The 22,604-nt window shown below is 65.2% G+C and carries 21 protein-coding genes; 1 reads left to right on the top strand and 20 read right to left on the bottom strand.

The window, feature by feature from the left end:
• From ACOOGG_RS03315 to ACOOGG_RS03305, 3 genes are all read right to left on the bottom strand, one after another.
• Positions 1–207 (bottom strand): type II toxin-antitoxin system VapB family antitoxin, encoded by a 207-nt coding sequence (locus ACOOGG_RS03315; RefSeq protein ID WP_420432262.1) that lies wholly within the window; start codon positions 205–207, stop codon positions 1–3.
• A gap of 49 nt (positions 208–256) precedes the next feature.
• Complete coding sequence (locus ACOOGG_RS03310) at positions 257–790, bottom strand: hypothetical protein (protein ID WP_420432260.1); 534 nt, start codon at positions 788–790, stop codon at positions 257–259.
• A gap of 62 nt (positions 791–852) precedes the next feature.
• Positions 853–1,992 (bottom strand): LLM class flavin-dependent oxidoreductase, encoded by a 1,140-nt coding sequence (locus ACOOGG_RS03305; RefSeq protein ID WP_420432258.1) that lies wholly within the window; start codon positions 1,990–1,992, stop codon positions 853–855.
• Positions 1,993–2,103: 111 nt separating this feature from the next.
• Between ACOOGG_RS03305 and ACOOGG_RS03300 the strand changes: the two genes are divergently transcribed.
• Positions 2,104–3,327, top strand: coding sequence for an acyl-CoA dehydrogenase family protein (locus ACOOGG_RS03300; protein WP_420432256.1), 1,224 nt, complete (start codon positions 2,104–2,106; stop codon positions 3,325–3,327).
• Between the two features lie 3 nt (positions 3,328–3,330).
• Here the strand turns inward: ACOOGG_RS03300 and ACOOGG_RS03295 are convergent, their stop codons facing one another.
• The 17 genes from ACOOGG_RS03295 to ACOOGG_RS03215 form a co-directional block, all read right to left on the bottom strand.
• Positions 3,331–4,230 carry an SDR family oxidoreductase gene (locus ACOOGG_RS03295; protein WP_420432254.1) on the bottom strand — a complete coding sequence of 300 codons (900 nt, stop codon included), beginning with the start codon at positions 4,228–4,230 and terminating at the stop codon, positions 3,331–3,333.
• Between the two features lies 1 nt (position 4,231).
• Positions 4,232–5,389, bottom strand: a complete 1,158-nt coding sequence (locus ACOOGG_RS03290) for a thiolase domain-containing protein (RefSeq protein ID WP_420432252.1) — start codon at positions 5,387–5,389, stop codon at positions 4,232–4,234.
• 46 nt (positions 5,390–5,435) lie between these two features.
• A complete protein-coding gene (locus ACOOGG_RS03285; RefSeq protein ID WP_420432250.1) occupies positions 5,436–6,500 on the bottom strand; it encodes a lipid-transfer protein in 1,065 nt (354 codons plus the stop codon).
• Positions 6,501–6,555: 55 nt separating this feature from the next.
• Entirely contained in the window at positions 6,556–7,551 is a 996-nt protein-coding gene (locus ACOOGG_RS03280) for a Zn-ribbon domain-containing OB-fold protein (protein ID WP_420432248.1), read from the bottom strand.
• A 78-nt stretch (positions 7,552–7,629) separates the two neighbouring features.
• A complete protein-coding gene (locus tag ACOOGG_RS03275; RefSeq protein ID WP_420432246.1) occupies positions 7,630–8,757 on the bottom strand; it encodes an epoxide hydrolase family protein in 1,128 nt (375 codons plus the stop codon).
• A gap of 6 nt (positions 8,758–8,763) precedes the next feature.
• Entirely contained in the window at positions 8,764–9,618 is an 855-nt protein-coding gene (locus ACOOGG_RS03270) for an SDR family NAD(P)-dependent oxidoreductase (RefSeq protein WP_420432244.1), read from the bottom strand.
• Positions 9,615–10,655, bottom strand: a complete 1,041-nt coding sequence (locus ACOOGG_RS03265; RefSeq protein WP_420432242.1) for a cyclase family protein — start codon at positions 10,653–10,655, stop codon at positions 9,615–9,617. The genes ACOOGG_RS03270 and ACOOGG_RS03265 overlap by 4 nt, the downstream gene beginning before the upstream one ends.
• 43 nt (positions 10,656–10,698) lie before the next feature.
• Positions 10,699–11,520 carry a TauD/TfdA dioxygenase family protein gene (locus ACOOGG_RS03260; RefSeq protein WP_420432240.1) on the bottom strand — a complete coding sequence of 274 codons (822 nt, stop codon included), beginning with the start codon at positions 11,518–11,520 and terminating at the stop codon, positions 10,699–10,701.
• A gap of 9 nt (positions 11,521–11,529) precedes the next feature.
• Positions 11,530–12,186, bottom strand: coding sequence for a GOLPH3/VPS74 family protein (locus ACOOGG_RS03255; RefSeq protein WP_420432238.1), 657 nt, complete (start codon positions 12,184–12,186; stop codon positions 11,530–11,532).
• Between the two features lie 4 nt (positions 12,187–12,190).
• The gene (locus tag ACOOGG_RS03250) at positions 12,191–13,105 is read right to left on the bottom strand and encodes an LLM class F420-dependent oxidoreductase (protein ID WP_420432236.1); all 915 of its coding nucleotides are present in this window, start codon (positions 13,103–13,105) and stop codon (positions 12,191–12,193) included.
• 162 nt (positions 13,106–13,267) lie between these two features.
• Positions 13,268–14,269, bottom strand: coding sequence for a TIGR03842 family LLM class F420-dependent oxidoreductase (locus ACOOGG_RS03245; protein WP_420432234.1), 1,002 nt, complete (start codon positions 14,267–14,269; stop codon positions 13,268–13,270).
• Positions 14,270–14,314: 45 nt separating this feature from the next.
• Positions 14,315–15,802, bottom strand: a complete 1,488-nt coding sequence (locus ACOOGG_RS03240) for a CoA-acylating methylmalonate-semialdehyde dehydrogenase (protein ID WP_420432232.1) — start codon at positions 15,800–15,802, stop codon at positions 14,315–14,317.
• 22 nt (positions 15,803–15,824) lie between these two features.
• Positions 15,825–17,234 (bottom strand): dihydropyrimidinase, encoded by a 1,410-nt coding sequence (hydA, locus tag ACOOGG_RS03235; RefSeq protein WP_420432230.1) that lies wholly within the window; start codon positions 17,232–17,234, stop codon positions 15,825–15,827.
• A gap of 4 nt (positions 17,235–17,238) precedes the next feature.
• Positions 17,239–18,537 (bottom strand): aspartate aminotransferase family protein, encoded by a 1,299-nt coding sequence (locus ACOOGG_RS03230; protein WP_420432228.1) that lies wholly within the window; start codon positions 18,535–18,537, stop codon positions 17,239–17,241.
• 10 nt (positions 18,538–18,547) lie between these two features.
• On the bottom strand, positions 18,548–19,390 hold the full coding sequence (locus tag ACOOGG_RS03225; RefSeq protein ID WP_420432226.1) for a nitrilase-related carbon-nitrogen hydrolase: 843 nt from the start codon (positions 19,388–19,390) through the stop codon (positions 18,548–18,550).
• A 144-nt stretch (positions 19,391–19,534) separates the two neighbouring features.
• Positions 19,535–20,824 (bottom strand): aromatic ring-hydroxylating oxygenase subunit alpha, encoded by a 1,290-nt coding sequence (locus ACOOGG_RS03220; RefSeq protein ID WP_420432224.1) that lies wholly within the window; start codon positions 20,822–20,824, stop codon positions 19,535–19,537.
• A 13-nt stretch (positions 20,825–20,837) separates the two neighbouring features.
• On the bottom strand, positions 20,838–22,583 hold the full coding sequence (locus tag ACOOGG_RS03215) for an N-acyl-D-amino-acid deacylase family protein (protein WP_420432222.1): 1,746 nt from the start codon (positions 22,581–22,583) through the stop codon (positions 20,838–20,840).
• Between the last annotated feature and the right edge of the window lie 21 nt (positions 22,584–22,604).

The raw sequence follows: 22,604 nt of genomic DNA, 5'->3' as shown, positions 1-22,604 counted from the left end.
CTATGCGTCGCCGCCCCAGGCACACTCGGCCGCATCGATGTCGAACCTGCCCTCCTCACTGAAGAGTTCCAACGCCTCTAAGCGCCGCCTGGCGAGAACGGTCTCCAATAGCGAGGCATTGACCGTCTCCCGCAGCGTGGTCGTGCCTAGAATCTCTGCGGCCTGATTGGCGATATCCCGGTCAATATAAATGGATGTCTTAGACACGCCAAATAGGATATCGCCTGATCAGGATCAAGTCAGGAGCACCGCCCTGCTAGCAGTCGGGGGTGGCGTGGTGGCGGAGGTAGTCGATGGGGTCGGTGTAGCGGTTGAGGGTGGCGGCGGCGTCAACGGGGATCGGGATGGGGCGCAGGACGGATGCGACGGTGACGGCAAGAGTGTGCTCTAGGAGGTTGGCGGCGGCGCGTATGTGAGCGGCGGTGTTCTCGGGGGTGCGGAGCGTGTCGAGGGTGGCATCCACCAACGAGCCCGACGGGGTTGAGCGGAGCTTGCCGGCCATGGCATCGACGCCTTGATGGATGTCGAGGTGCCGGCGAAGGTGGAGCCGGCCCAGCGCGGTCAGGCACTTCTCGATGCTCCTGTGGGCGGACTCCAGCGCAGACTCATAGGTGTTTTCACAGTCACCAGGCAACCACTCGCCTGAGGCCATCTCGCTGGGGACGGACTTGAGGATTCGGACCAGCTCCAAGTTCTTGCGGTGGGCCCCTTCAAGGTCTTCGAGAGCAAGGCCCCAATCGTCTCGCAGTACAGATGTAGCCGGGGCTTTGTCTACAACCAGGGTCGTCATGGGATGAGAATACCAACAACATCCCTTTACTCTAGAATTGTTCTAGTTATTTTCCATTGATTTCATCCTGCTGGCTCTGGCTGCGGCACCCTGGCGCGGAAGTGGGGGATGACGTGGTGACCGAACTGGCGGATGGTCTCGAGCATGACCTCCTGGGGGATGGTGCCCATTTGGATCATGCACATGATCTCGTCGCAGCCGATCGCCTCGAGCTCGCTCACATAGCGGATGGCGTCTTCGTAGTTGCCATAGGCATGTTCGATGTTGAACGTACTGGTGGCGTTGGCACTCAGCGGGATGTTCATCTCGCTGATCTTGGCGTGGACGTTGCCCACCGCCTCGTCGATGGCCGCGGCGGTGTCCTCGTCGGCTGATCCGGCCCTGGGCGGGGGGGTGCCCAGGTTCCAGTGCATGATGGCCTCGGCAAAGAACCGCTGGCCCCGGGCGCCGATGCGGAACGCCTCTTCCCGGTCGTCGAGGATCGTGGTGGGGCACAGCGCCGAGAACCAGTCGTTGGGATGGTCGCTCACAAACCGCTCCCCGGTGCGGGTGGCGATGGCCTCGTCGTAGGTCTCCTTCATCAGCCTGATCTCGTCGGCCCCGGCGAACCCCAGCACCAAGGCCCCGATTCCCAACTCGGCGGCCAGCCGCACGGTGTCCACCTTGGTGCAGGCGAGATACAGCGGCGGGTGGGGATCCTGCACCGGCCTCGGCAGGATGGGATGGGGCGAGATGTCGAGCAGTCCCTCCCACTCGAACTCCTCGTCCCGCCAGCAGTTGGAGATGATCCGCAGCGACTCCTCCACCTGGGCGTAGGTGTCCTCGGGCTTGACCCCGAACGCCGACATCTCCTGAAGGGTGGCCCCCCGGCCCGCGCCCACATCCAGCCTCCCGCCCGACAGCACGTCGAGCATGGCGATGCGCTCTGCGGCCCGCAGCGGGTGGTTGTAGCCGAACGGCATGCAAACCACCCCGTGGCCGATGCGGATGCGCGACGTCCGGGCCGCCACCCAGGTCAGAAAGATCTCCGGGGCGCTCATGTGGGCGTACCACTTCAGGCAGTGGTGCTCCACCGCCCAGATCCGGTCGAAGCCCACCTCCTCGGCGAGCACCGCCTGCTCCACGCAGTCGCGGATCACCTGCTGCTCGTTCTCACGAGACGTATCGGCCATCTGGGCCTCGAAGATCATGGAGAATTTCACGCCGCCATTGAACCATCCCCGCCTGGCAGAGCCCGAATGCAAGACGGCACCGCCTCAGCTCTGCCGTCCGGTGGGGCCTGCCGCGAGCCCCCTGGCTACCATCGATGCGTCATGGATTTCGACGAGACCCCCCAGGAAGCCGCCTTTCGGGCGGAGTGCATCGAGTGGCTGGAGGCCAACCTCCCCGCCGACGGCGGAGGCCCCCGCGACCAGACGGCTATAACCATCTCGGACCCCGAAGTCGAGACGGCCTACGTGAACCGGTGCAAGTCTTGGCAGCGCACCAAGTACGACGGCGACTGGGGATCCATAACCTGGCCCACCGAGTACGGCGGCAAGGGCCTAGGCGGAATCCAAGACGGCATCTTCAAAGAGGAGGAGGCCAAGCGGGTGGCGGCCACCGGAGTGTTCGCGGTGGGCATCGGCATGGCCGGCCCCACCATCATCGCCCACGGCACCGACGCTCAAAAGCAGCGATACCTGCCCGCCATGTTGAAGGGCGAAGAGGTGTGGTGCCAGCTTTTCTCCGAGCCGGAGGCCGGCTCAGACTTGGGCGGGTTGCGGACCACCGCGGTGCGAGACGGCGACGAATGGGTGGTCAACGGCCAGAAGGTGTGGACCTCGGGGGCCCAGTACAGCGATTGGGGCATTCTGCTGACCCGCACCGACCCCGACCAGCCCAAGCACCGGGGCATCACCTACTTCCTAGTAGACATGAACACCCCCGGCATCGAGGTTCGCCCGCTGGTGCAGATCACCGGCGCGGCCCACTTCAACGAGGTGTTCCTGTCGGATGTGCGGGTGCCTCACGAGAACATCCTGGGCGGGGTCAACGCCGGCTGGGGGCCGATCATGACCACGCTTTCCAACGAGCGGGCCCTGATCGGCGGTTCCAACGCCCGGACCCGCTTCAACGAGTTGGTAAAGCTGGCCCAGCAGACCGGCACTGACCGCGACCCGGTCATCCGCCAGGAGCTGGCCAAGACCTACACCCGCATGGAGGTCCTGAAGTATCAGGGGTATCGGGTGCGCACTGCGGCCAGCAGGGGCGAGTTGCCCGGCCCGGAGAGCTCCACCATGAAGCTGGCCATATCCCTGCACTTCGGGGAGATAGGCGACTTGGTGATGGCCATGAACGGCGCCGCCGGAATGCTCCACGGCGACAGCGCCCGAGACGCCGGCAGATGGCAGTACGAGTTCTTGGGCCAATGGGCGTCGCGCATCGGCGGCGGCACCGACAACATCCAGCGCAACACCATCGGCGACAAAGTTCTGGGCCTGCCCCCCGACATCCGAGTGGACAAAGGGGTCCCGTTCAGGGAGATCCCCAGCTAGAGCTCAGCTCGCGCCGTACACCGGGGCGGGCTCCGGCGACCTCGCAATAGAAGCGTGCGCTGCCTCGCCGATCTCAGCAGCGGCGTACTTGCGGCCCACGTCGACCACATGGCCGTGCTGCCAGCCGTCGCACACGTTGAGCGCCCCGCCGGCTATCTCGAACACCCGCCCGGTCACATCGCAGGCGTCCGACCCCAGCCACACCACCAGCGGTGAGGCATTGGCCGGGTCTTTGTCGTCCCAGCCGTCGGGCGCCTCCTCGGTGTACATGACCCCGGTGGTCATGCGGGTACGGGCGTCGGGGGCTATGGCGTTCACCATCACCCCGTAACGGCCCCACTCGGCGGCCTGCTGGATGGTCAGCGCGGCCACTCCGGCCTTGGCCGCGGCGTAGTTGCCCTGGCCTATCGACCCCAACAGCCCGGCCCCGGAGCTGGTGTTGATCACCCGCCCCTGCACCATCTCGCTGGCTTTGGACCGGTCCCGCCAGTGGGCCACCGCGTGGCGGGCGGGGGCGAAGTGCCCCTTGAGGTGGACCCGCATGATGGCGTCCCACTCCGGCTCGCTCATGTTGGCCAGCATCCGGTCGCGCAAAAAGCCAGCGTTGCACACCAGCGTATCGAGGCGGCCCCACGTCGCCACGGCCTGGGCGACCATGGCCTCGGCCTGGTCCCAGTCGGCCACATCGGCGGCGTTGGCCTCGGCCGCCCCGCCCATGGCCCGGATCTCGGCCACCACTTCTTGGGCCGGCTCCGACGCGCCACCGGAGCCGTCGCGCTCCACCCCCAGGTCGTTGACCAGCACCCTGGCCCCCTCGGCAGCGAACTCCAAAGCGTGGGCCCGGCCCAGCCCGCGGGCCGCCCCGGTGATCACCACCACCCTGCCCTCAGCGATGCCGGCCATGTCAGAGAACGGGGTTGAGCTCAGATGACACCATCCACATGGCGTAGTACTGGGCGGCGCCGCCGTAGGCGTGGCCGATGGCAATCTTGGCCCCCGGCACCTGGTAATCGCCGGCGGTGCCCCGCACCTGGTTGGCCGCCTCCAGGCAGCGGATCATGCCCGACGCCCCGATGGGGTTGGACGACAAGACGCCGCCCGACATGTTCACCGGGAACGACCCGCCCAACTCGGTGTCGCCGGCGTCGGTCATCTTCCACCCCTCGCCTTCCTCGGCGATGAGGTGGCCCTCCAGCCACATGGGCTCGTACCACGAGAACGGCACGTACAGCTCGGCGCAGTCGATCTGCTCCCGGGGGTTGGTGATGCCCGCCTTGCGGTAAAGGGCCTCCGAACACTCCACCCCGGCTTGGGGGCGCACGGTGTCGCGTCCGGGGAACTGGCCGAACTCGGTGCGCTTGGCGTGGGAGATGACCCACGCCGGCGGGCGGGCGGACTTCTTGGCGATGTCGTCGTTGCCCAGCACCATGGCCGCAGCCCCATCCGACGACGGGCACGACTCCAAGAAGTGGAGCGGATCCCACAGCATGGGCGACTCCCGCACCTTCTCAATGGAGATGTCCGGGAGGTGCAGGTGGGCGTACTCGTTATTGAGGGCGTTGAGCCGGTCTTTCACCGCCACCATCCAACCGATGTGCTCGGGGGCCTTGGAGCGGGCGATGTAGTTGCGGATCCACGGGGCGAACGTGCCGCCCGCGCCCTGCCCGCCGCTCTTGCCGCCCGACAGCGCCCAGGTGGCGTTGCCCTCCGACTGCTTCTCATAGGCGACGGTCAAAACGGTGTCGTACATCCCCGACTCCACCAGGTTCACCGCCGAAATGGAGGTGGACGCCCCCACCGACCCGGCGGTATGCACCCGGTGGATCGGCTTGTTGATGGCCCCCAGCGCGTCGCACAGGCTGAGCAGCGGCATCATCACGCCTTCGAGAGCGTCGGGGGCCTTGCCGATCACGATGGCGTCGATGTCGTCGAAGGTGGCCCCGGCGTCCTCCAAGGCCCGCAAGGTGGCCTCCCGAACCAGGCCGTCGAGGGTCACGTCGTCGCGGCGCCGCTTGTACTTGGTCTGGCCGATTCCCAGCACTGCACATGGTCGGGGTGCCATCAGATCGTCCTTCCGAAACGGGGGCCAGGCATGATCGTCGAGACCATCAGCTGTCTCCTTCCAAGACGCAGAGCAGGTTCTGTTGTAGGGCTGGCCCGCTGGATGCGTGGGCCACCCCTCGGCGTCCATCGCCGTTGCGGATGGCCCGGGCCAACTCGATCACCCGGGTGAGGCCCACTGCCATGAACGGGCTGCCGGTGAGCGGCCCGCCCGATGGGTTCACCTTGGTGCCGCCGTTGAGCCCGAGGGCGCTGCGCAGGATGATCTCCTCGGGGCTATAAGTCACGGTCAGCTCGGCGATGTCCACCGGCCCCTCGCCAACGCCTACCCGCTCGGCGGCTATGCGAACCGATTGCGAGTCGGTGAGATCCCGCAGCGTTGGGTGGTGGGACTCAATGCGGTGGTCGATGCCCCGGATCCACACCGGGTTGTCGCACAGCTCCCGGGCCTTGTCGGCACGGGCGATGATCATGGCCGCGGCCCCGTCGCTGGTCGGCGGGCAGTCCAGGCGGCGCAGCGGCTGCTGCACGTAGGGCTCGGCCAACAGCTCGTCCACCGACAGGTCTCCGCTGAGCTGGGCATTGGGGTTGTCCTTGGCGTTGGCGTGGCTGCGGAACACCACCTCGGCGAAATCCCGCTCGGTGGCCTTGCCCGCGGCGATCAAAGCCTGGGCCTGGAACCCGGCCTGGGTCCGGGGGTCCAAGCCGATAGGGGCATGGACGTAGGGGTCGGTCTGGAGGGAGAACCCCTCCCGGTAACTGCCCGGCGAGCACTTGCCCGAGCCCGACACCAGCACCGTGTCGATGTCGCCCGACTGGAGCCGCACGAACCCCTCGAACAGTGCCCAGGCGCCGTCCATCTCCACGTGGCTCTCATATACCGGCGGCCACGCCCCCACCGCGTCGATGTTCATGACGAAGGCGAACGGCATCCCCGACAGGTAGTCGCAGCTACCAGCGATGGTGAAGTCGATGTCGTGGCGGTCCATGCCCACCTGCTCGATCACCGAGTTCACGCACGGCATGATCATGGCCGGCTCGCTGTCGTTGAAGTGGGCGTGGGACGGGGTTTGTTCGAACGCGACGATGGCCACGTCCTCAGCAAGCTGCATCATGGGCGCTCCTCTGCGTGGTTATCGAAGCGGATGCCAGAGAAATCGGCCAGGCTTACCATGAGTGCTCCTTCAGCTCGTCGGCCGGTACGTCGGGCTCGCCGGTGGGCTCGAACCGGGCGTACACCGTTTCGGGAATGTTGCCGTAGCGGTTGTCGATGTCCTCCACCGACCGCTCTTCGGGATCACGCCAGATGCAGCGCATCCTCATCCCCACCCGCATCTCGTCCACCGTCATGTCGCGGATGTCGATGCCGATCACCGGCTGGTCGGTCCCGTCGAACAAGATGGAACACCGCACGTAGGGCTCGGTCTCGGTCTGGCCGTAGTACTGCACCGGGTTCAGCTCGGTAAACGCCACCACTGTGCCCACGTCGGACACCTCCACCTCGTCGGCCTCGCTCATCAGCACCCGGGACATGTTGTCGTAGCCCCGGCCGGGGACGTACACCTTGCCGGTGACCGGGCTGCGCTGGCCGATGATCCTGCCGTCCAGCAGCCCCTGGGCGAACCGGGCCCGATGGGGATAGAGCGGCTCGTTGATGCGAAGGCCGATGAGGTGCTCGGTGATGGCCACCGGCTCGTCGCCCGGCTCGATAGCCTGCTCGGCGGCATCGGCCTCAGGGACGAAGTACACGTCGGCGATGGAGCCGTGGCGTTCGGTGCGGAACTGCGCCTGCACTCTCATGCCGGTGCTCATGGCCTTGGGGTCGCCCCCGGTGTCCACCACATGCACGAGGGCGGTGTCGGCCCCGTCCAGTTTGATGAAGGCGAAGCCGAAGGGCTGGTCGAAGGGGTGCTTGGCCGAAGGCTCGGCCACCCATGTCCAGTTCATCACCTCCCCGCCGGGGCCAACCTCCACGAGGTCGGGCGCCAGGGTGGCAAAGGTGTCCGGGTCGAACTCCATGGGCGGGCACAGCACCCGGTCGCCGCACCGCTGCCCAAGGATGCGCCCGTCGCGCAAACCGGTCAGAAACGGGCCGATGACCGGCCCGGTGGTGCGGGTATAGGGGTACTCAAGGGTGTAATCAACGTCATGCAACTGGGGCACGGCGGCAAGTTCACCACACCCCCGATGCCTCTCCCAAAGCAAACCGGCTCAACCCAGAAAGGATCAACCCAGAAAGGATCAGGCTAGAGAGCCGAAATAGTCCACCACGTCATCGATGTACAGGTCAGGAGCTTCCAGGGAGGCGAAGTGGCCGCCTCGGGGCATCTCGGTCCAGCGGACGATGTTGTACCAATACTCCACCCACGGTCGGGCCGGGCGGATTCCGTCGCCGGGGAAGCGGGCATAGGCGGTGGGCACCTCCACTCGGCGGTCTGGCGCCGAGGATCCCCGTCCGCCGATGCGGGTCTCGTAGTAGAGCCGGTTGGCTGAGGCGATGGTGCCGGTGGTCCAGTAGACCATCACGTTGGCGAGCAGCTCGTCTTTGGTGAAGCTGGCCTCGATGTCGTTGTCGGGGCCGATGTCGCTCCACACCAGGAACTTCTCCACGATCCAGGCGGCCAGGCCGGCCGGGGAGTCGTTCAGCCCCACCGACAGAGACTGCGGACGGGTGGCCTGCTGCTCCCGGTAGCCCCGCTCCACCCGGTTGCTGGCCTGTCCTTCGGCCCGGTCGGCCTTCTCCTCGTCAGTGAGGTCGCGTACCGCCCCCGGCGGGGGCTCAGGGGCGATGGCCAAGTTCAGGTGGATGCCCAACAGCCGCTCTGGAGCTTGGAGGGCCATCTGGGCGGTGACCATCGCCCCCCAGTCTCCGCCCTGAGCGCCGAACCGCTCGTAGCCGAGGCGGCTCATCAGCTCCAGCGAGACAGCGGCCATGCGCCGGGGCGTCCAACCCGGCTCAGACGTGGGACCGGAGAAGCCGTAGCCGGGGAGAGACGGGCACACCACGTGGAAGTGCTCCCGCAGCGGCTCGATCACCTTGGCGAACTCGGTGATCGAGCCGGGCCAGCCGTGGTGGATGACAAGAGCCATGGCACCGGGATTGCGGCTGCGGGCGTGGATGAAGTGCAGCCTCTGGTTGTCGATGGTGGTGGTGTACTGGGGGATTAGGTTGAGTTGAGCCTCGATGGCTCTCCAGTCGTAGTCCTGGCGCCAATAGCGGCACAGCCCCTTGAGATAATCCAGATCTGTGCCCTCGTCCCACCCGGCGCCGGGCAAAGGGTCGAACCACCGGGTGGCGTCCAAACGGCGGTACAGGTCGTCGAGCACCTCATCGGGCACCTCGATCGCGAACGGTTCCACGGCAGTCATGGCCGGCTAGCCTGTGCGGTCGTGGAGAGGGCCGGCGGGCAAGCGGCCGTCGATGTCGGTGAAGCCATAGGAATCGGCCATGTCCCGGGCCGAGACGGCTTGGCCGGAGTGGCGGGACCGGTCAGCGTCAACGGCCAGGGCAGTCACCGCCCGACCAGTGAATCGAGGCGATTCGGCTGCCGATAGGTCCAGGCTGGGCGGCAGTTCAACCCCGGAGTCAATGGCCACGTCGATGCGCTCGGTGCGCACGAACCCAGGCCACACCGAAACCATCGACACCCCGGTGTCCCGGAGCTCGCGGGCGCAGTCGGCGGTCATGCGGTCGAGGGCGCACTTGCCCACCCCATAGGCCACGTGCCACGCGTATTCGACCGCCCCCGAGGAGCTGATGTTGGCGATCAGACCGTCGCCTTGGCCGATCATCACCGGGGCGGCCAGCACCGACGCCACATAGGCCGAACGGGTGCCCACGTCCATCATGTCGTCCCAGTTGGAGACGGGCACCTCCCAGAAGGGCAGCATGGCAGTCAGCTCGTCGGGAATGGCAAAGGCGTTGTTCACCAGCACGTCCAAGCGGCCGTGTTCCGCGGCGATCTGGTCGAACACCGCCTGCACGGCGTCATCGTCGCGGTGGTCGCAGGCCACCGCGACCGCAGTACCGCCCACGGCGGCAATCTCCTCCGCGGTGGCCCCCACCGTGCCGGGCAGCGGGTGCTGGCCGGCACCAGTGGTGCGACCGGTGACGTAGACCGTGGCCCCCGCAGCGGCCAACTCCAGGGCACAGCCCTTGCCGATTCCCCGACTGGCTCCGGTGACTAAGGCCACTTTGCCGGTTAGGGGTGCTCCTTCGAACAAACTCATAGTGCCTCCTCAGGCGGGTTGGCAATGGCCATGGGGGGCGACGAGCACGACGTTGACCCATTGGCCCGGAATGGTGAATGGCAGAACACGAATCGGTCCACTCCGGCGGCGGCGATTTCCTCGCAGCTCAGCGACTCACCCAGGCGGATGCCCTCCTTCACCAGCATGAGCTGGTGGCCGACCGACATCCAACCCCCGGTGGCTTCAAAATCGTAGAAGCCCCACATCCAGCTGTCGGTGGATACCAGTGCGGGGCGGTTAGAAGCCAGCCACTTGTTCTCGGCGATCCAAGGACCAGGCGACCCGGCCAGGAACCGCTCGGGATCCTCCCGGGTGAGGCTGATCCACCCGGTGCGCAGACATATGGCGTCGCCCGGCTCGGGATCAGGCAGCCCCTGGCGCTCGCAGGCCCCCTCAATCTGCTCGACGGTGATGCGATGGCGGTCCATGAGCCGGGGCAACCCGGCCTGGTTTACCTCCGCATCACCGGTGGTGGCCGCCACCTGGGCGGCCACGTCAATCATCAAGCCCCGAGTGAGCAGAGGCGCCCCCCACGAGGGAACGTCCATTGCGGTCACGCCACCGGTGCGGGCCAAGTCAGCGCCCTGGTGGCCGTTGTAGAAGGTGCCGTCCACCGCCGCGTGGGTGAAGCCATTGATCTTGGTGCTCATGTTGAAGGTGTACGACACGCGCTCCTCGGAGTATCCCAACTTCGACGGTCCCAGCCCTTGAGTACCGCTGATGATCTCGCCCTCGAAGCCTTCGCCAGGCTCGTACCCCGCGATGACCAGCTTTTGGACGAACTCCCGAGTGCTGTAGGCGGGATAGCCGGGCCAGATGCCGTCACCCATCGAGTAGGTGCGTATGGGCTTGGACAGGTCGAGCATCCCCAGGGCGTCGGCCCGTTTCTGGTCGGCAACCTCGTTGTAGGTGCCCAGCACATCATCGGGCCCATATTGGCTGGGCGCCCATGCCCCGGCGGCCACCGCCTCTACGTCGAACTTCGAATCGTCGAACATCTCGTCATCAAGCTTCACTGGCGCAGCCTAGTCAGCCACCACGAAACGACTGGGCAGTGGATCAGACGGGGGCCGAGACGGTGAGCCGGGCCATCTCGCGACGCTGAGGGTAGTGGTCGGCCACCGCGAAATGCTGGGTGCAGCGCTCGTCCCACACGATCACGTCGCCCTCAGCCCACTCGTAGCGGATGGTGTAGTTGGGCTGAGTGGCGTGCTCGTAGAGGTAGTCGAGCACGGCGTCGCTCTCAACCCGGTCGAACCCCAGCAGGTGGCTGGTGAAGTTCTTGTTGACGTTGAGGTAAGGGCGGCCAGTGTCGGGGTGGACGGCAATCACCGGTCGCCCGGTGCCAGGAAACTGCTCCCGGGTGCGGTCCACCAACTCGGCCCCGGCTTTGGAGATGAACGACTGGCCCGGCCCCATGTCGTGCCATGCGGTCATGCCTTCCAGCCGATCCCGCAAGACCTCCGACAGCCCGTCGTAGGCGGCGTACATGCTGGCGAAGATGGTGTCGCCGCCCCGGGCTGGCATCTCGATAGCCCGCAGGCTGCCCACAATGGGAGCGTCGGGGTCCCAAGTGACATCGGTGTGCCATTTGTCCTGATAGGGCGGCCGATCCTCGTCGTCAACGATTCGCTCCACCTTGGCCTCCACAGCGCCGGCGGTCCGGCCGATGGGGTGGATGTAGGGCCGACCCCACGACGACAGCAGGTCCATCTGATGGCCGTCGTCGATCCGCTGCCCAGGAAACACCAGCACCAGGTGCTCCAACAGCAGCTCGTAGAGATCCTTCCGCTCCCCGTCTCCCAACGGCCCCCGAAGGTCGATCTCTTGCACCCGGGCGCCGAACACCCCGCCGACCGGCTCCACCTTCCATTCAGCCATGACTGTCGCCTAGAAGAACCCGCGGCCTTGGACGGCGGCGTTTGCCAGCCACATCTCGAAGTCTTGGATCGACTGAGTCATGGCCTGGCCGATGAGGTCTAGCTTGCGCACCTGTTCGATGCGGGCACTCGCCTGCTCCAACTCCCGCTTCGAGAGCAACTCGGTGAAAATGCCGCAGGCATGGGCCAAACAGATGATGACCACGTCGCGGGGGCTGGGGATCTCGTCGCTGAACAGCACCCCCATTATCCGCAGCTTGACCTCCCGCTCGGCGTGCCCATCCACCATCGGATACCGGCGCGACCGGAACACCCACAAAAAGCGGTCGTCCTCGCGCTCGAGTATGCCCCGCTCCTCCAGGCGATCCAGCGCCTGCTCCCGGATATCCGGCGCCTGACGGGAGACCTGCTCCACCCAGTGGCGGGAGTCGCTCTCCTCGCCCTCAGCGATCAGGGCCAGCGTCGGATCAAGCAGGCTGTCGCCCACCGGGGTGGAATCAACCAGTATCAAGTTCTCCAGGTCGGTGTCGATCCGATTCTCCATGGCCAGTTCCATCAGCACCGCGCCAGCAATGGCTCGGTCTATGGATGACTGGGGAACGTTGACAAACTTCCCATCATCATCGCGCAACAACAAGAGGATGATCTCCTCGACAAATCTCAACATGGTGCTAACGATAGGCGATGATCTCGTCGCCGTATTGGTGCAGAGCCTCGACAACCTGCGAACGGGTGTCGCCGGCGATGGGGGCGGCCATCGCGGTCACCCCGATGGCGGCCAGCGCGGCGATGTTCTCCCGGTGGCGGTCGGCGTTCCAGCTCGGTGTTCCCACCGCCCCAACCTCTAGGTCCATGTACTTGATGTCGATGGGCTCGGTGCGGCTGACCGATACGGCGTGGTCGTGCAGGTAGGCGATCATCTCGGCCAGGTCTTCGAGGGTCTCCAGATGAGCCGAGCGGCGGCGGGAGGCCAAAGCGGCAGGGTTGGGCATGGGCATCCAACCCTGGGCTTTCTCGGCCACACGGCGGCGAGACAGCTTGGAGTTGCCTCCGATCCAAACCGGCACTGGCGATTGCACCGGGGCGGGAAGGCCGGTGCTGTCGGCGATGGTGAAGTTGAGCCCTTGGTAGTTGACCGTCTCTCCGGTCCAGATCAACCGCATGACCTCAAGGCACTCGTCGAACAGGGCATTGCGCTGCTCGAAATCCACGCCCACCGCCTCGAACTCCGACAGAAGGTAGCCAACTCCTGCTCCAAGGATCACCCGGCCGCCGCTGAGTCGATCCAGGGTGGCCACTGTTTTGGCCAAGATGGCCGGGTTGCGGTAGGGCAGCGGAGTCAGGTTGGTGAGCAGCCGCAGCCGTGTCGTGGCCCCCGCGGCCACCGCCAGTGCCACAAAGGGATCTAGTGCATCATGGCCCCCGCTGGCCAGCCAGGGGTCGCTGGGGAGCGGATGCTCGGTCAGCGAACAGGAGTCGAACCCGGCCGCCTCGGCCGCCCGAGAGAACTCGGAAACGGCCAAGGCGGTGAGGAATTCGGGGTTCTGCGGATGGGCCATCAGGGGAAAGCCGAAACTGAATTTCACTCCTCCAGTCTTCTCGATGGCCCGGTCAATTCGTCAGCCGAAACTCATATCTGCCTCATGGGCATCGGCCCCTACACAAAGATCAGTGACAGCAGCACGCCCCACACGCTGGCGATGAAGGTCCCCAGGGATCCGTAGTGTCGGTCGCCGGCATTGCGCTCTCTAGCCGCTCATCGCCGGAATGATCTGCTGTCCGTAGGCGCTGAGGGTCTCCTCTTTCTGGTCGTGCATGAGATAGATGGCGAACTGATCGACACCCAGGGACTCGAGCTCGCGCAGCCTAGCTATATGAGACTCTTGGTCCCCGAGGAGGCAGAAGCGGTCGATGATCTCATCGGGGACGAAATCGGTGTGGTCGTGGCCCGCTTTGCCGTGTCCGCTGTAGTCGTATCCCTCGCGTCCCGCGATGTAGTCGGTGAGCGCTTGGGGCACGCCCGCACCCCGGTCGCCGTAGCGGGCCACCAGGTCGGCTACATGGTTTCCCACCATCCCGCCGAACCAACGGCACTGCTCTCGCTGGTGGTTGATGTTGCCTCCTACATAGGCGGGCGCAGCCACGCAGATATACAGGCTGTCGGGATCGCGGCCAGCCTCCTCAGCGGCCTGTCGGACAGCGGTAATGGTCCATTCGGCGATCGCCGGATCGGCCAGCTGAAGGATGAACCCGTCCGTCTCGCTTCCACACAGGTGCAGCGCCTTGGGACCATAGGCCGCCATGAGCACCTTGAGCTCGGACTCACCAACCCACGGGAAGTGCTGCTGGGTGTCGTTGTAGGTGGTCTCCCGGCCCTCGGCGAGATCCTTGATCACCCGCATCGACTCGCTCAATGTGGCCAGGCTGCGGGGCTTGTGGCCGATCACCCGCATGGCGGAATCGCCTCGGCCGATGCCGCAGACAGTGCGGTTTCCGAACATCTCGTTCAAGGTGGCGAACATCGACGCAGTGACCGTCCAGTCCCTCGTCCCGGGGTTGGTGACCATGGGCCCGACCACCATGCGTTCGGTGGCCGAGAGCATTTGGCTGTAGATCACAAAGGGCTCTTGCCACAGCACATGGCTGTCAAAGGTCCAGCCGTAAGCGAAGCCAAGCGACTCAGCCCGCTTGGCCAACTCGACCACCCTCCATGCCGGAGGATCGGTCTGAAGAACGACGCCGAATTCCATGTCTACCCCCTCATCCGAACAACCGCCTGCTAACGCAGGACTGCCTCACTCATTGGTTGGGAAGCCCAGGTCGACTGAGCTGGTGGCGGGGTCGGGCCAGCGGGAGGTCACGACTTTGGGGCGGGTGTAGAAGCGGATTCCCTCGGGGCCGTACATGGTGGTGTCTCCGAACAGGGAATCCTTCCATCCCCCAAACGAGTGGTAGCCGACCGGTACGGGTATGGGGACGTTGATGCCCACCATTCCCGCGTCGACGTCGGTTTGGAACTGACGGGCTGCGCCGCCGTCTCGGGTGAAAATGGCGGCACCGTTGCCCCATGGATTGTCGGCAATGAGCTGTACCGCCTCGCCATAGGTGTCGCACCGCACCACGCTGAGGACGGGACCGAAGATCTCGTCCTTATAGGCATCCATGTCGGTGGTGACGTTGTCGAGCAACGACACGCCGAGAAAGAAGCCGTCACAGTCGAATCGGGTTTCACGGCCGTCGACCACCACGGTTGCCCCCTGCTCAGCGGCGGAGCCGACGTAGCCGGCAACCCGATCCCGGTGCTCCCGAGAGATCAGCGGCCCCATGTCCGATGCCGGATCGGTGCCTTCGCCGATGACCAGCTTCTCCATGCGGAGCTTGATGGCCTCCACCAGGGCGTCGGCCACCTCGCCCACCGCGGCCACCACCGAGATCGCCATGCAACGTTCTCCGGCTGAGCCGTAGGCCGCCGACACTGCCGAGTCGGCGGCCAGCTCGATGTCGGCGTCGGGCAGGACCACCATGTGGTTCTTGGCCCCGCCCAGGGCCTGTACCCGCTTGCCATGCGAGGTGCCGGTTGCGTAGACGTAGCGGGCGATGGGTGTGGAACCCACGAAGCTGGCCACCTTCACGTCGGGGTGTTCCAGCAGCCGGTCCACGGCCACCTTGTCACCGTTCACCAGGTTCAGCACACCCGGTGGGAAGCCCGCCTGCTGGAACAGCTCGGCGATGAGCATGGGGGCCGACGGGTCACGCTCGGAAGGCTTGAGAACGAACGTGTTCCCGCAGGCGATGGCGTTGGGCGCCATCCACATCGGAACCATGGCCGGGAAGTTGAAGGGGGTGATTCCGGCCACCACCCCGAGGGGGCGGCGCACGGTGTAGACGTCGATCCCGGTGGACGCCGCTTCATTGTGGCTTCCCTTGAGATGCTCGGCCAGGCCGCAGGAGAACTCGATGTTGTCAATGGCCCGGGCCACCTCGCCCCGAGCATCGCCGTGAACCTTTCCGTGCTCGGCAGTGAGGCGATTGGCGATCTCCTCAGCGTTCTCAACCACCAAGTTCCGGAAGGCGAACATCAAGGCGGTGCGCCGGGCGATGGAAACGTGGCGCCACTCCTCGAACGCGGCCTTGGCCGAGGCCACCGCGGCATCGACCTCCTCGGCCGAGGCCAGCGATAGCTGTCCAGTCTGCTCACCGGTGGCCGGGTTGAACACCGGTGATGTCCGGCCCGAAGTGCCAACAAATTGCTGGCCGTCGATCAGATGATGGATTTCACGCATTCGCCCTCCGGAAGTCCAGGTTCTAGATCAGATAGGAGCTGAGACCGCGGCGCAGGTATTTCCCGTCGCCCATAGAGCCCAGGTACTGGTTGTCGTCGATGATGATCCGGCCCCTCGACAGCACGATGTCCACATGGCCCCCCACCTCGATCCCCTCGTATGCCGAGTGGTCGATGTTCATGTGGTGGTTGTCGACGCTGATGGTCCAGGTTGCCCGGGGGTCATAGATCACCACGTCGGCGTCGGCGCCGGGCTGGATCACGCCTTTGCGGGGGTATAGGCCCATCATGCGGGCCGGAGTGGTGGAGCACAGCTCCACCCATCGGGGAAGGGTGATCTCCCCGGCCACCACACCCTGATAGATCAGGTCCATCCGGTGCTCGACGGTGCCAATACCGTTGGGAATGGCCCGGAAATCGCCGACGCCCAACTCCTTTTGCTCCTTCATGCAGAACGGGCAGTGGTCGGTGGACACCACCGCTAGGTCGTTGGTGCGCAGCCCCTTCCACAGCTCGTCTTGATGGTGGTCGTGGCGGGGGCGGATCGGCGTCGAGCACACGTAGGCGGCGCCGTCCCAGCCTTGGTCGAGGTGCTCTTCGAGGCTGAAGTACAGGTATTGGGGACAGGTCTCGGCGAACACGTTGGCCCCGTTGTCGCGGGCGATGGCCACCTGCTCCAGCGCCTGCTTGGCGGACAAGTGAACGATGTAGAGGGGAGCCGCGCCCACCTTGGCCAGCTGGATGGCCCGATGGGTGGCCTCCGACTCGAACTCGGCCCGCCGCACGTACCCGTGGTTGACGGGGTCGGTGTCGCCCCGCTCGAATGCCTGCTCGGCCAGCACGTCGATGGCGATCCCGTTCTCGGCGTGCATCATCAGCAGTCCGCCGTTGCCGGCGCACTGCTGCATGGCCCGAAGAATCTTGCCGTCGTCGCTGTAGAACACGCCGGGGTAGGCCATGAAGAGCTTGAAGCTGGTCACGCCCTCGTTGACCAGCAGGTCCATCTCCTTGAGGGCGGCGTCGGTGACGTCGCCGATGATCATGTGGAAGCCGTAGTCGATGGCGCACCGGCCCTCGGCCTGCTCCATACGGGCGTCGAAGCACTCACGGACGTCGAGCCCGTAGCTTTGGGTGGCGAAGTCCACGATGGTGGTGGTGCCACCCCAAGCCGCGGCGCGGGTGCCGGTCTCGAAGTCGTCGGACGCAATGGTGCCCCCGAAGGGCAGTTCCATGTGGGTGTGCACATCAACCCCGCCGGGCACAACGAGCTTGCCGCTGGCGTCGATCACCCGGTCAGCCCCGTTCTCCGCTGAGGTGGCGAGGTCGGATCCCGGTTGCATCACCGCGACGATGACCTCGCCGTCGATCAGGACCTCGGCCGGATCAGCCCCCGTCGAGCTCACCACCGTTCCGTTCTTGATGAGCGTTGTCACAGCGCTAAGTCTCCCTGTCTATTTCCTCAATGGTCTCGAGAATGGCGGCGATCCCTACGTCGATCTCAGCCTCGGTCACATCCAGCATCGGGGTGATCCGAAGGGCGTTGCCGTATAGACCCCCCTTGCCCACCAGCAGCCCCCGCCGCTTGCATCCCTCGAGCAGTTCGCCGGCCCGGCCCGCGTCGGGCTGAATGGTGCCTGGCTCCACAATCTCGATCGCCTGCATCAGACCCTTGCCCCGCAGTTCGACGATCCACGGTGTGCGATCAACCACCGGCTGCAACGCGTCGGCCAGCTTCTTGCCCATGCGCATGGCGTTGCCCTGGAGATCGTTGTCCCGCACATAATTCAGCGTGGCCAGTCCGGCGGCAGTCGACAGCGGGTTTCCTCCAAACGTCGAGAAACTCAGGGCAGTTATGGTGTCCATGATCTCGGCTCGGGCCACGATGCCCGCCAAAGTGATCCCGTTTCCCACGCCCTTGGCGAAGGTGAGCATGTCGGGCACGATGTCGTGGGCCTGGTAGCCCCAGAAGTGCTCGCCGGTACGCCCCCAACCGGTTTGCACCTCGTCGGTAACGAATAGGATCCCCCGGTTGGCTAGCACTTTGTGCATCGACCCGAAAAAGCCGTCAGGGGGCGTGGCAAACCCGCCGACCCCCTGAATGGGCTCGGCTATAAGGCAAGCCGCTTCTCCGGTCGTCATCATGTCGATGACCTGACGGAGGTCATCGGTGCAGACCTCGGTGAACTCGTCGTCATCCAAGTGCCGGAATGGGCTGCGCAGCTGGTAGGCCCCATGAACGAAGTTAACCGACAGCCCTGACAGCGCGGTGGACGACCACGACGAGTGCGAGGTGATGGCCTGAGCCGTGAACGATCGACCGTGGTAGCTGTTGCGCATGGCCAGCACCTCATTCGACTTGCGGTAGCTGGTGGCCAACAAGATGGCGGTGTCGTTGGCCTCACTACCGGAGGTGGTGAAGAACACCCGGGCGTCGGGGATGCCGCTGATTACCGCGATCTCTTCGGCCAGCTCGATCATGGGCTCGCAGAGGTACAGCGTGGAGGTGTGCAGCACCTTGGTGGCCTGCTCCTGGATGGCTGCGGTGACCGCGGGGTTGTTGTGCCCCACCATGGTGGTGAGCACGCCGCCGAAGAAGTCGAGGTACCGGTTGCCCTCAACGTCCCACACGTAGCTCCCCTGGCCGCGCTCGATGCTGATGGGCTCGGCATACAGCGGCTTGACGTACGAGGGGAGAACCGCCTGGTAGCGCTGGTGGAGCTCGGCGTTGGTGGTCACAACTCTTGGCTCACGCCTCTGTGAGCGGTCCGTACATGTCGGGGCGGCGGTCGCGGTAGAAGGCCCACTGGGCTCGCACCTCGTCCACCATGGCCAGATCGAGGTCACGGATCACCAGCTCTTCTTGTTGGTCTGACGCCGGATCCTCGACGAACTGGCCCCGCGGGTTGGCGAAATAAGAAGTGCCATAGAAGTCGTTTTCGCCAAGCGGCTCGATGCCCACCCGATTGATGGCCCCAACGAAGTACATGTTGGCGGCAGCCGACGCCGTCTGCTCCAGCTTCCACAGATATGCCGACAGGCCCCGGCTGGTGGCCGAGGGGTTGAACACCATCTGGGCGCCGTTGAGACCAAGGGCACGCCAACCTTCGGGGAAGTGCCGGTCGTAGCAGATATAGACTCCGACCCGGCCCACCGCGGTGTCGAACACCGGATAGCCCAGATTGCCGGGACGGAAGTAGAACTTCTCCCAAAAGCCCTTCACTTGGGGAATGTGGGTCTTGCGGTACTTGCCCAAATAGGAACCGTCGGCGTCGATGACCGCCGCGGTGTTGTAGAGGAATCCCGGCTGCTCCTCCTCATACATCGGCAGCACCAGCACCATGCCGTGCTTGGCGGCGATTTCCTGGAATCGCTTGGTGGTGGGGCCATCGGGGATGGCCTCGGCGTAGCTGTAGTACTCGGGCTCTTGCACCTGGCAGAAATAGGGGCCATTGAAGAGCTCCTGGAAGCACATCACCTGGGTCCCAGCCGCGGCCGCCTCGGCCACATATTTCTCGTGCTGCTCGACCATGGACTCCTGATCACCCGTCCACGCGGCTTGCACGATTGCGGCCCTGACAACATCCGACATGGGGCGCCTCCCAAGCTTTTTGTGGCGCTATCGAGGGTCAAATGCCCGATGGCGCTGACTTAAGGAATAAACCTCCGATTATTGCCTATGCAGACCCCTTTCCGCCAGAGCCTCTTGCCCCATATTGGGGTTGACCTGGGATTTCTATTGGGAAGAAGCCTCACTTGACAGGGTCAAAACCCGGTCAAGCTCCGAGTGCATGTTCACGAGGCGACAATCGAAGTCACCCAACACCAACTCGTCGATGCCGTTGGAGGCCATCCCGGCCTGAACCCGGCCGATACCGTCGAGATCTTGGTTCACCACTTCGGCAATGACCGTCCCCTCGGGGAAGTGGATCATCTCAGGGGGCGGACCCGATCCTGCTCGATCGCCCAGCCGATGGAACAGCCAGAAGTCGAAGTGCGAGTGTCCCGCATGGTCGCCGGGACGGGCCCTGAAGATGGTGAACATGTCGCTGTGCACGTTCAGCACCACATTGGGGAACACCAGATAGTGGTAGTCGTCGAGGATCTGCTCGTCGGTGTAGTGACTGAAGTCCACACCCTCGGCCGCAGCCCTGTCCCTTACCAGTCCCACTGCCCAGTCCCGGGCGCTTAGACCGGCCAAGTCGACCGAGTCGCCGGGCTGGAGTCCCAGCATGGTGCCGTAGTTATCCACGAAGGCTCGGGCCACCTCGTTTTGATCGGCCTCCGGGAACCGGGGTGAACCAATCCCCAAGGGGATCTTCATCATGGAGTGGCCCCGGTCCCACAGCTCATAGGTGGTGTTGAGGGCATCCATGAAACCCCGCAAGCCGGGATGCAGACCCTCCAAGTGGTAGGCCTCGTTGAAGGCATCCACCGTGGTCTTCCAGTTGCCGGCCAAAGGAATGGTCCAGCACGCCGTCAGGGTTCGCTCCCCCAAATTGAACGGGGCCAGCGTGTCGGTCACCGGTTTCAGGAACTCGTCGAGGTCGGGACCATCAAACGATGGGTTGATGAACACCATCTGATGCCAGGTGCCCAGCCGCACCGGGGCCAGCGACAGGTTCTCGTTGGCCACCACACCGAAGTGCTTGCGATACACGATCTCCTTCAATGAGCCGTCCAAGCCGTAGCACCAGTCGTGGAAACCGCAACGCAGCTCTTCGGCATTGCCCTTGCCCTCGCACAACTGGAACCCCCGATGGCGACAGGCATTGTGGAATGCCCGCAGCATGCCATCGTGGCCCCGTACCACCAGATAGCTCTGGTCGCCGATGCGATACTCGAACCAGTCGCCGGGCTCGGCCACGTCGCTGGTCAAACAGGCCAGCTGCCAGGTGGACGGCCACAGCTGCTCTCGCTCTAGTTCGGCATACTCCTCTTCCAGGTATCGGCCTTTGGGCAAGCGGACTGGCGTGCCGTCACCATTCCCCGGGCGAAGCCGATAATGGTCGAGGTCAAGGGCCATGGCCTGGTTGGGATTATCGGGTGCCGCGCACCAACCGGCCGGGGCGGGCCCCGGTGTCGGTGCCGTGGCTGCGGGTTACCTCGCCGGCCACGACGGTGGCCACATAGCCGTCAGCCTGCTGGTCGAGGCGGCGGCCTCCGGCGGGCAGATCGTGGACCACTCGGGGGGAGCGCAGGGTGAGCGCCTGATGGTCAATCACGTTTATGTCGGCCCGCTTGCCTGCTTCCAGAGTTCCCCGGTCGCCCAGCCCATACAGAGAGGCAGTGTCGTTGGTCTGCTTCTTCACCACCCACTCCAGGGGAAGCTGCTCGCCTCGGGTGCGGTCCCTGGTCCAATGGGTGATCATGAAAGTGGGGATGGAGGCGTCGCAGATCATTCCGCAGTGGGCCCCGCCGTCGGACAGCCCCGACACCCCGGCGGGGTGCAGAAGCTGCTCTCGGATGACGTCGTGGTTCTCGTCTGCGTAGTTGAAGATGGGCATCATCATCAGCGCGTGGCCATCTTCTTCCAAACTGAGGTCGTACAGCATCTCCAGCGGGGTCACTCCCCGGGCCTCAGCCATGGCTGTGACCGTGCGGTCACCGGTGGGCTCGTAGTCGGGCGGGTCGCCGATCACGTACAGCTTGTGGATCATCGACTGCACCATGTTGGGCATCTGGTCGAACAGCACGGCCGGGTCAGGGGGAAGGTCGTCCTCGGCCAAGATGGCATCTCGGACCGACGGCCTTTTGAGCTCGGCCACCAATTGCTCGAAGGGCAGATTGGCCAGCGACGCAAAGGTGGGCCGCTTGGCGAACGCGTGGTTGGTCTGCAACCCGATGAGCATCCCGAACGGGCGACCAGCGATCTGGGGGTACACCCGGGCACCGTCGTCGGTCGCTCTCAGCGACTCGTCCATCATCTCCCGCCACAGATCGGGAGCGGCCTCCACCTGCAAAAGGGCGAAGCTCACCGGCACGTCGAAGTGGGCCGAAAGCCGGCGCATCCAGTCCATCTCCTTGGGCGGCGCCACCAGGTCGAGCCCGGCGGCTCCCGCGGGGGCCAGCTCGAACACTCCGGAACCGGCATCGGCCAGCGCCCGGCCCAAGCCGAACAGCTCGTCCTCGGCGGCAAAGGTGCCCGGCACCGGCTCGCCGTCGATGGCCCGGTGGCCCAGCGTGCGAGAGGTGGACACCCCCAGGGCACCGGCCTCGATGGCTTCTCGCACTATGGCGTACATGGCCTCGATGTCTTCGGGAGTGGCCGGCTCGTTGCGGGCGCCGCGGTCACCCATGACATAGCCCCGCACTGCGCCGTGGGCCACCTGGGCTGCCACGTCGATCGACAGCTCGCGCTGGCCCACCACATCGAGGTACTCGGGGAAGCTCTCCCACCCCCATGAGATGCCCTCGGACAGGGCTGCCCCGGGGATGTCCTCCACGCCTTCCATGAGCTGGATGAGCCAGTCCTCTTGGCCGGGCCGCACTGGGGCGAACCCCACCCCGCAGTTCCCCATTACCACGGTGGTCACCCCGTGGTTGGACGACGGTTGGAGCTTGTCGTCCCAGGTGACCTGCCCGTCGTAGTGGGTGTGGCAGTCCACGAAGCCGGGAGTCACCAGCAGCCCGGTGGCGTCGATGGTCTTGGCCGCCTCGGGGGCAGGACCGCCGCTGCGGTCCACCACCGCCACCTTGCCGTCCTTTACGCCGATGTGGCCCGTGAACCGGTCGCTACCGGTGCCGTCCACGATGGTGCCATTGGAAATAACCAGGTCAAGCACAGCTCTGCCTCCTGCTTTGCT

Source organism: Candidatus Poriferisocius sp., assembly GCF_965214065.1.
In the GTDB taxonomy this organism is placed as follows: domain Bacteria; phylum Actinomycetota; class Acidimicrobiia; order Acidimicrobiales; family Bin134; genus Poriferisocius.
This window is presented reverse-complemented; position numbering and strand designations above follow the sequence as displayed.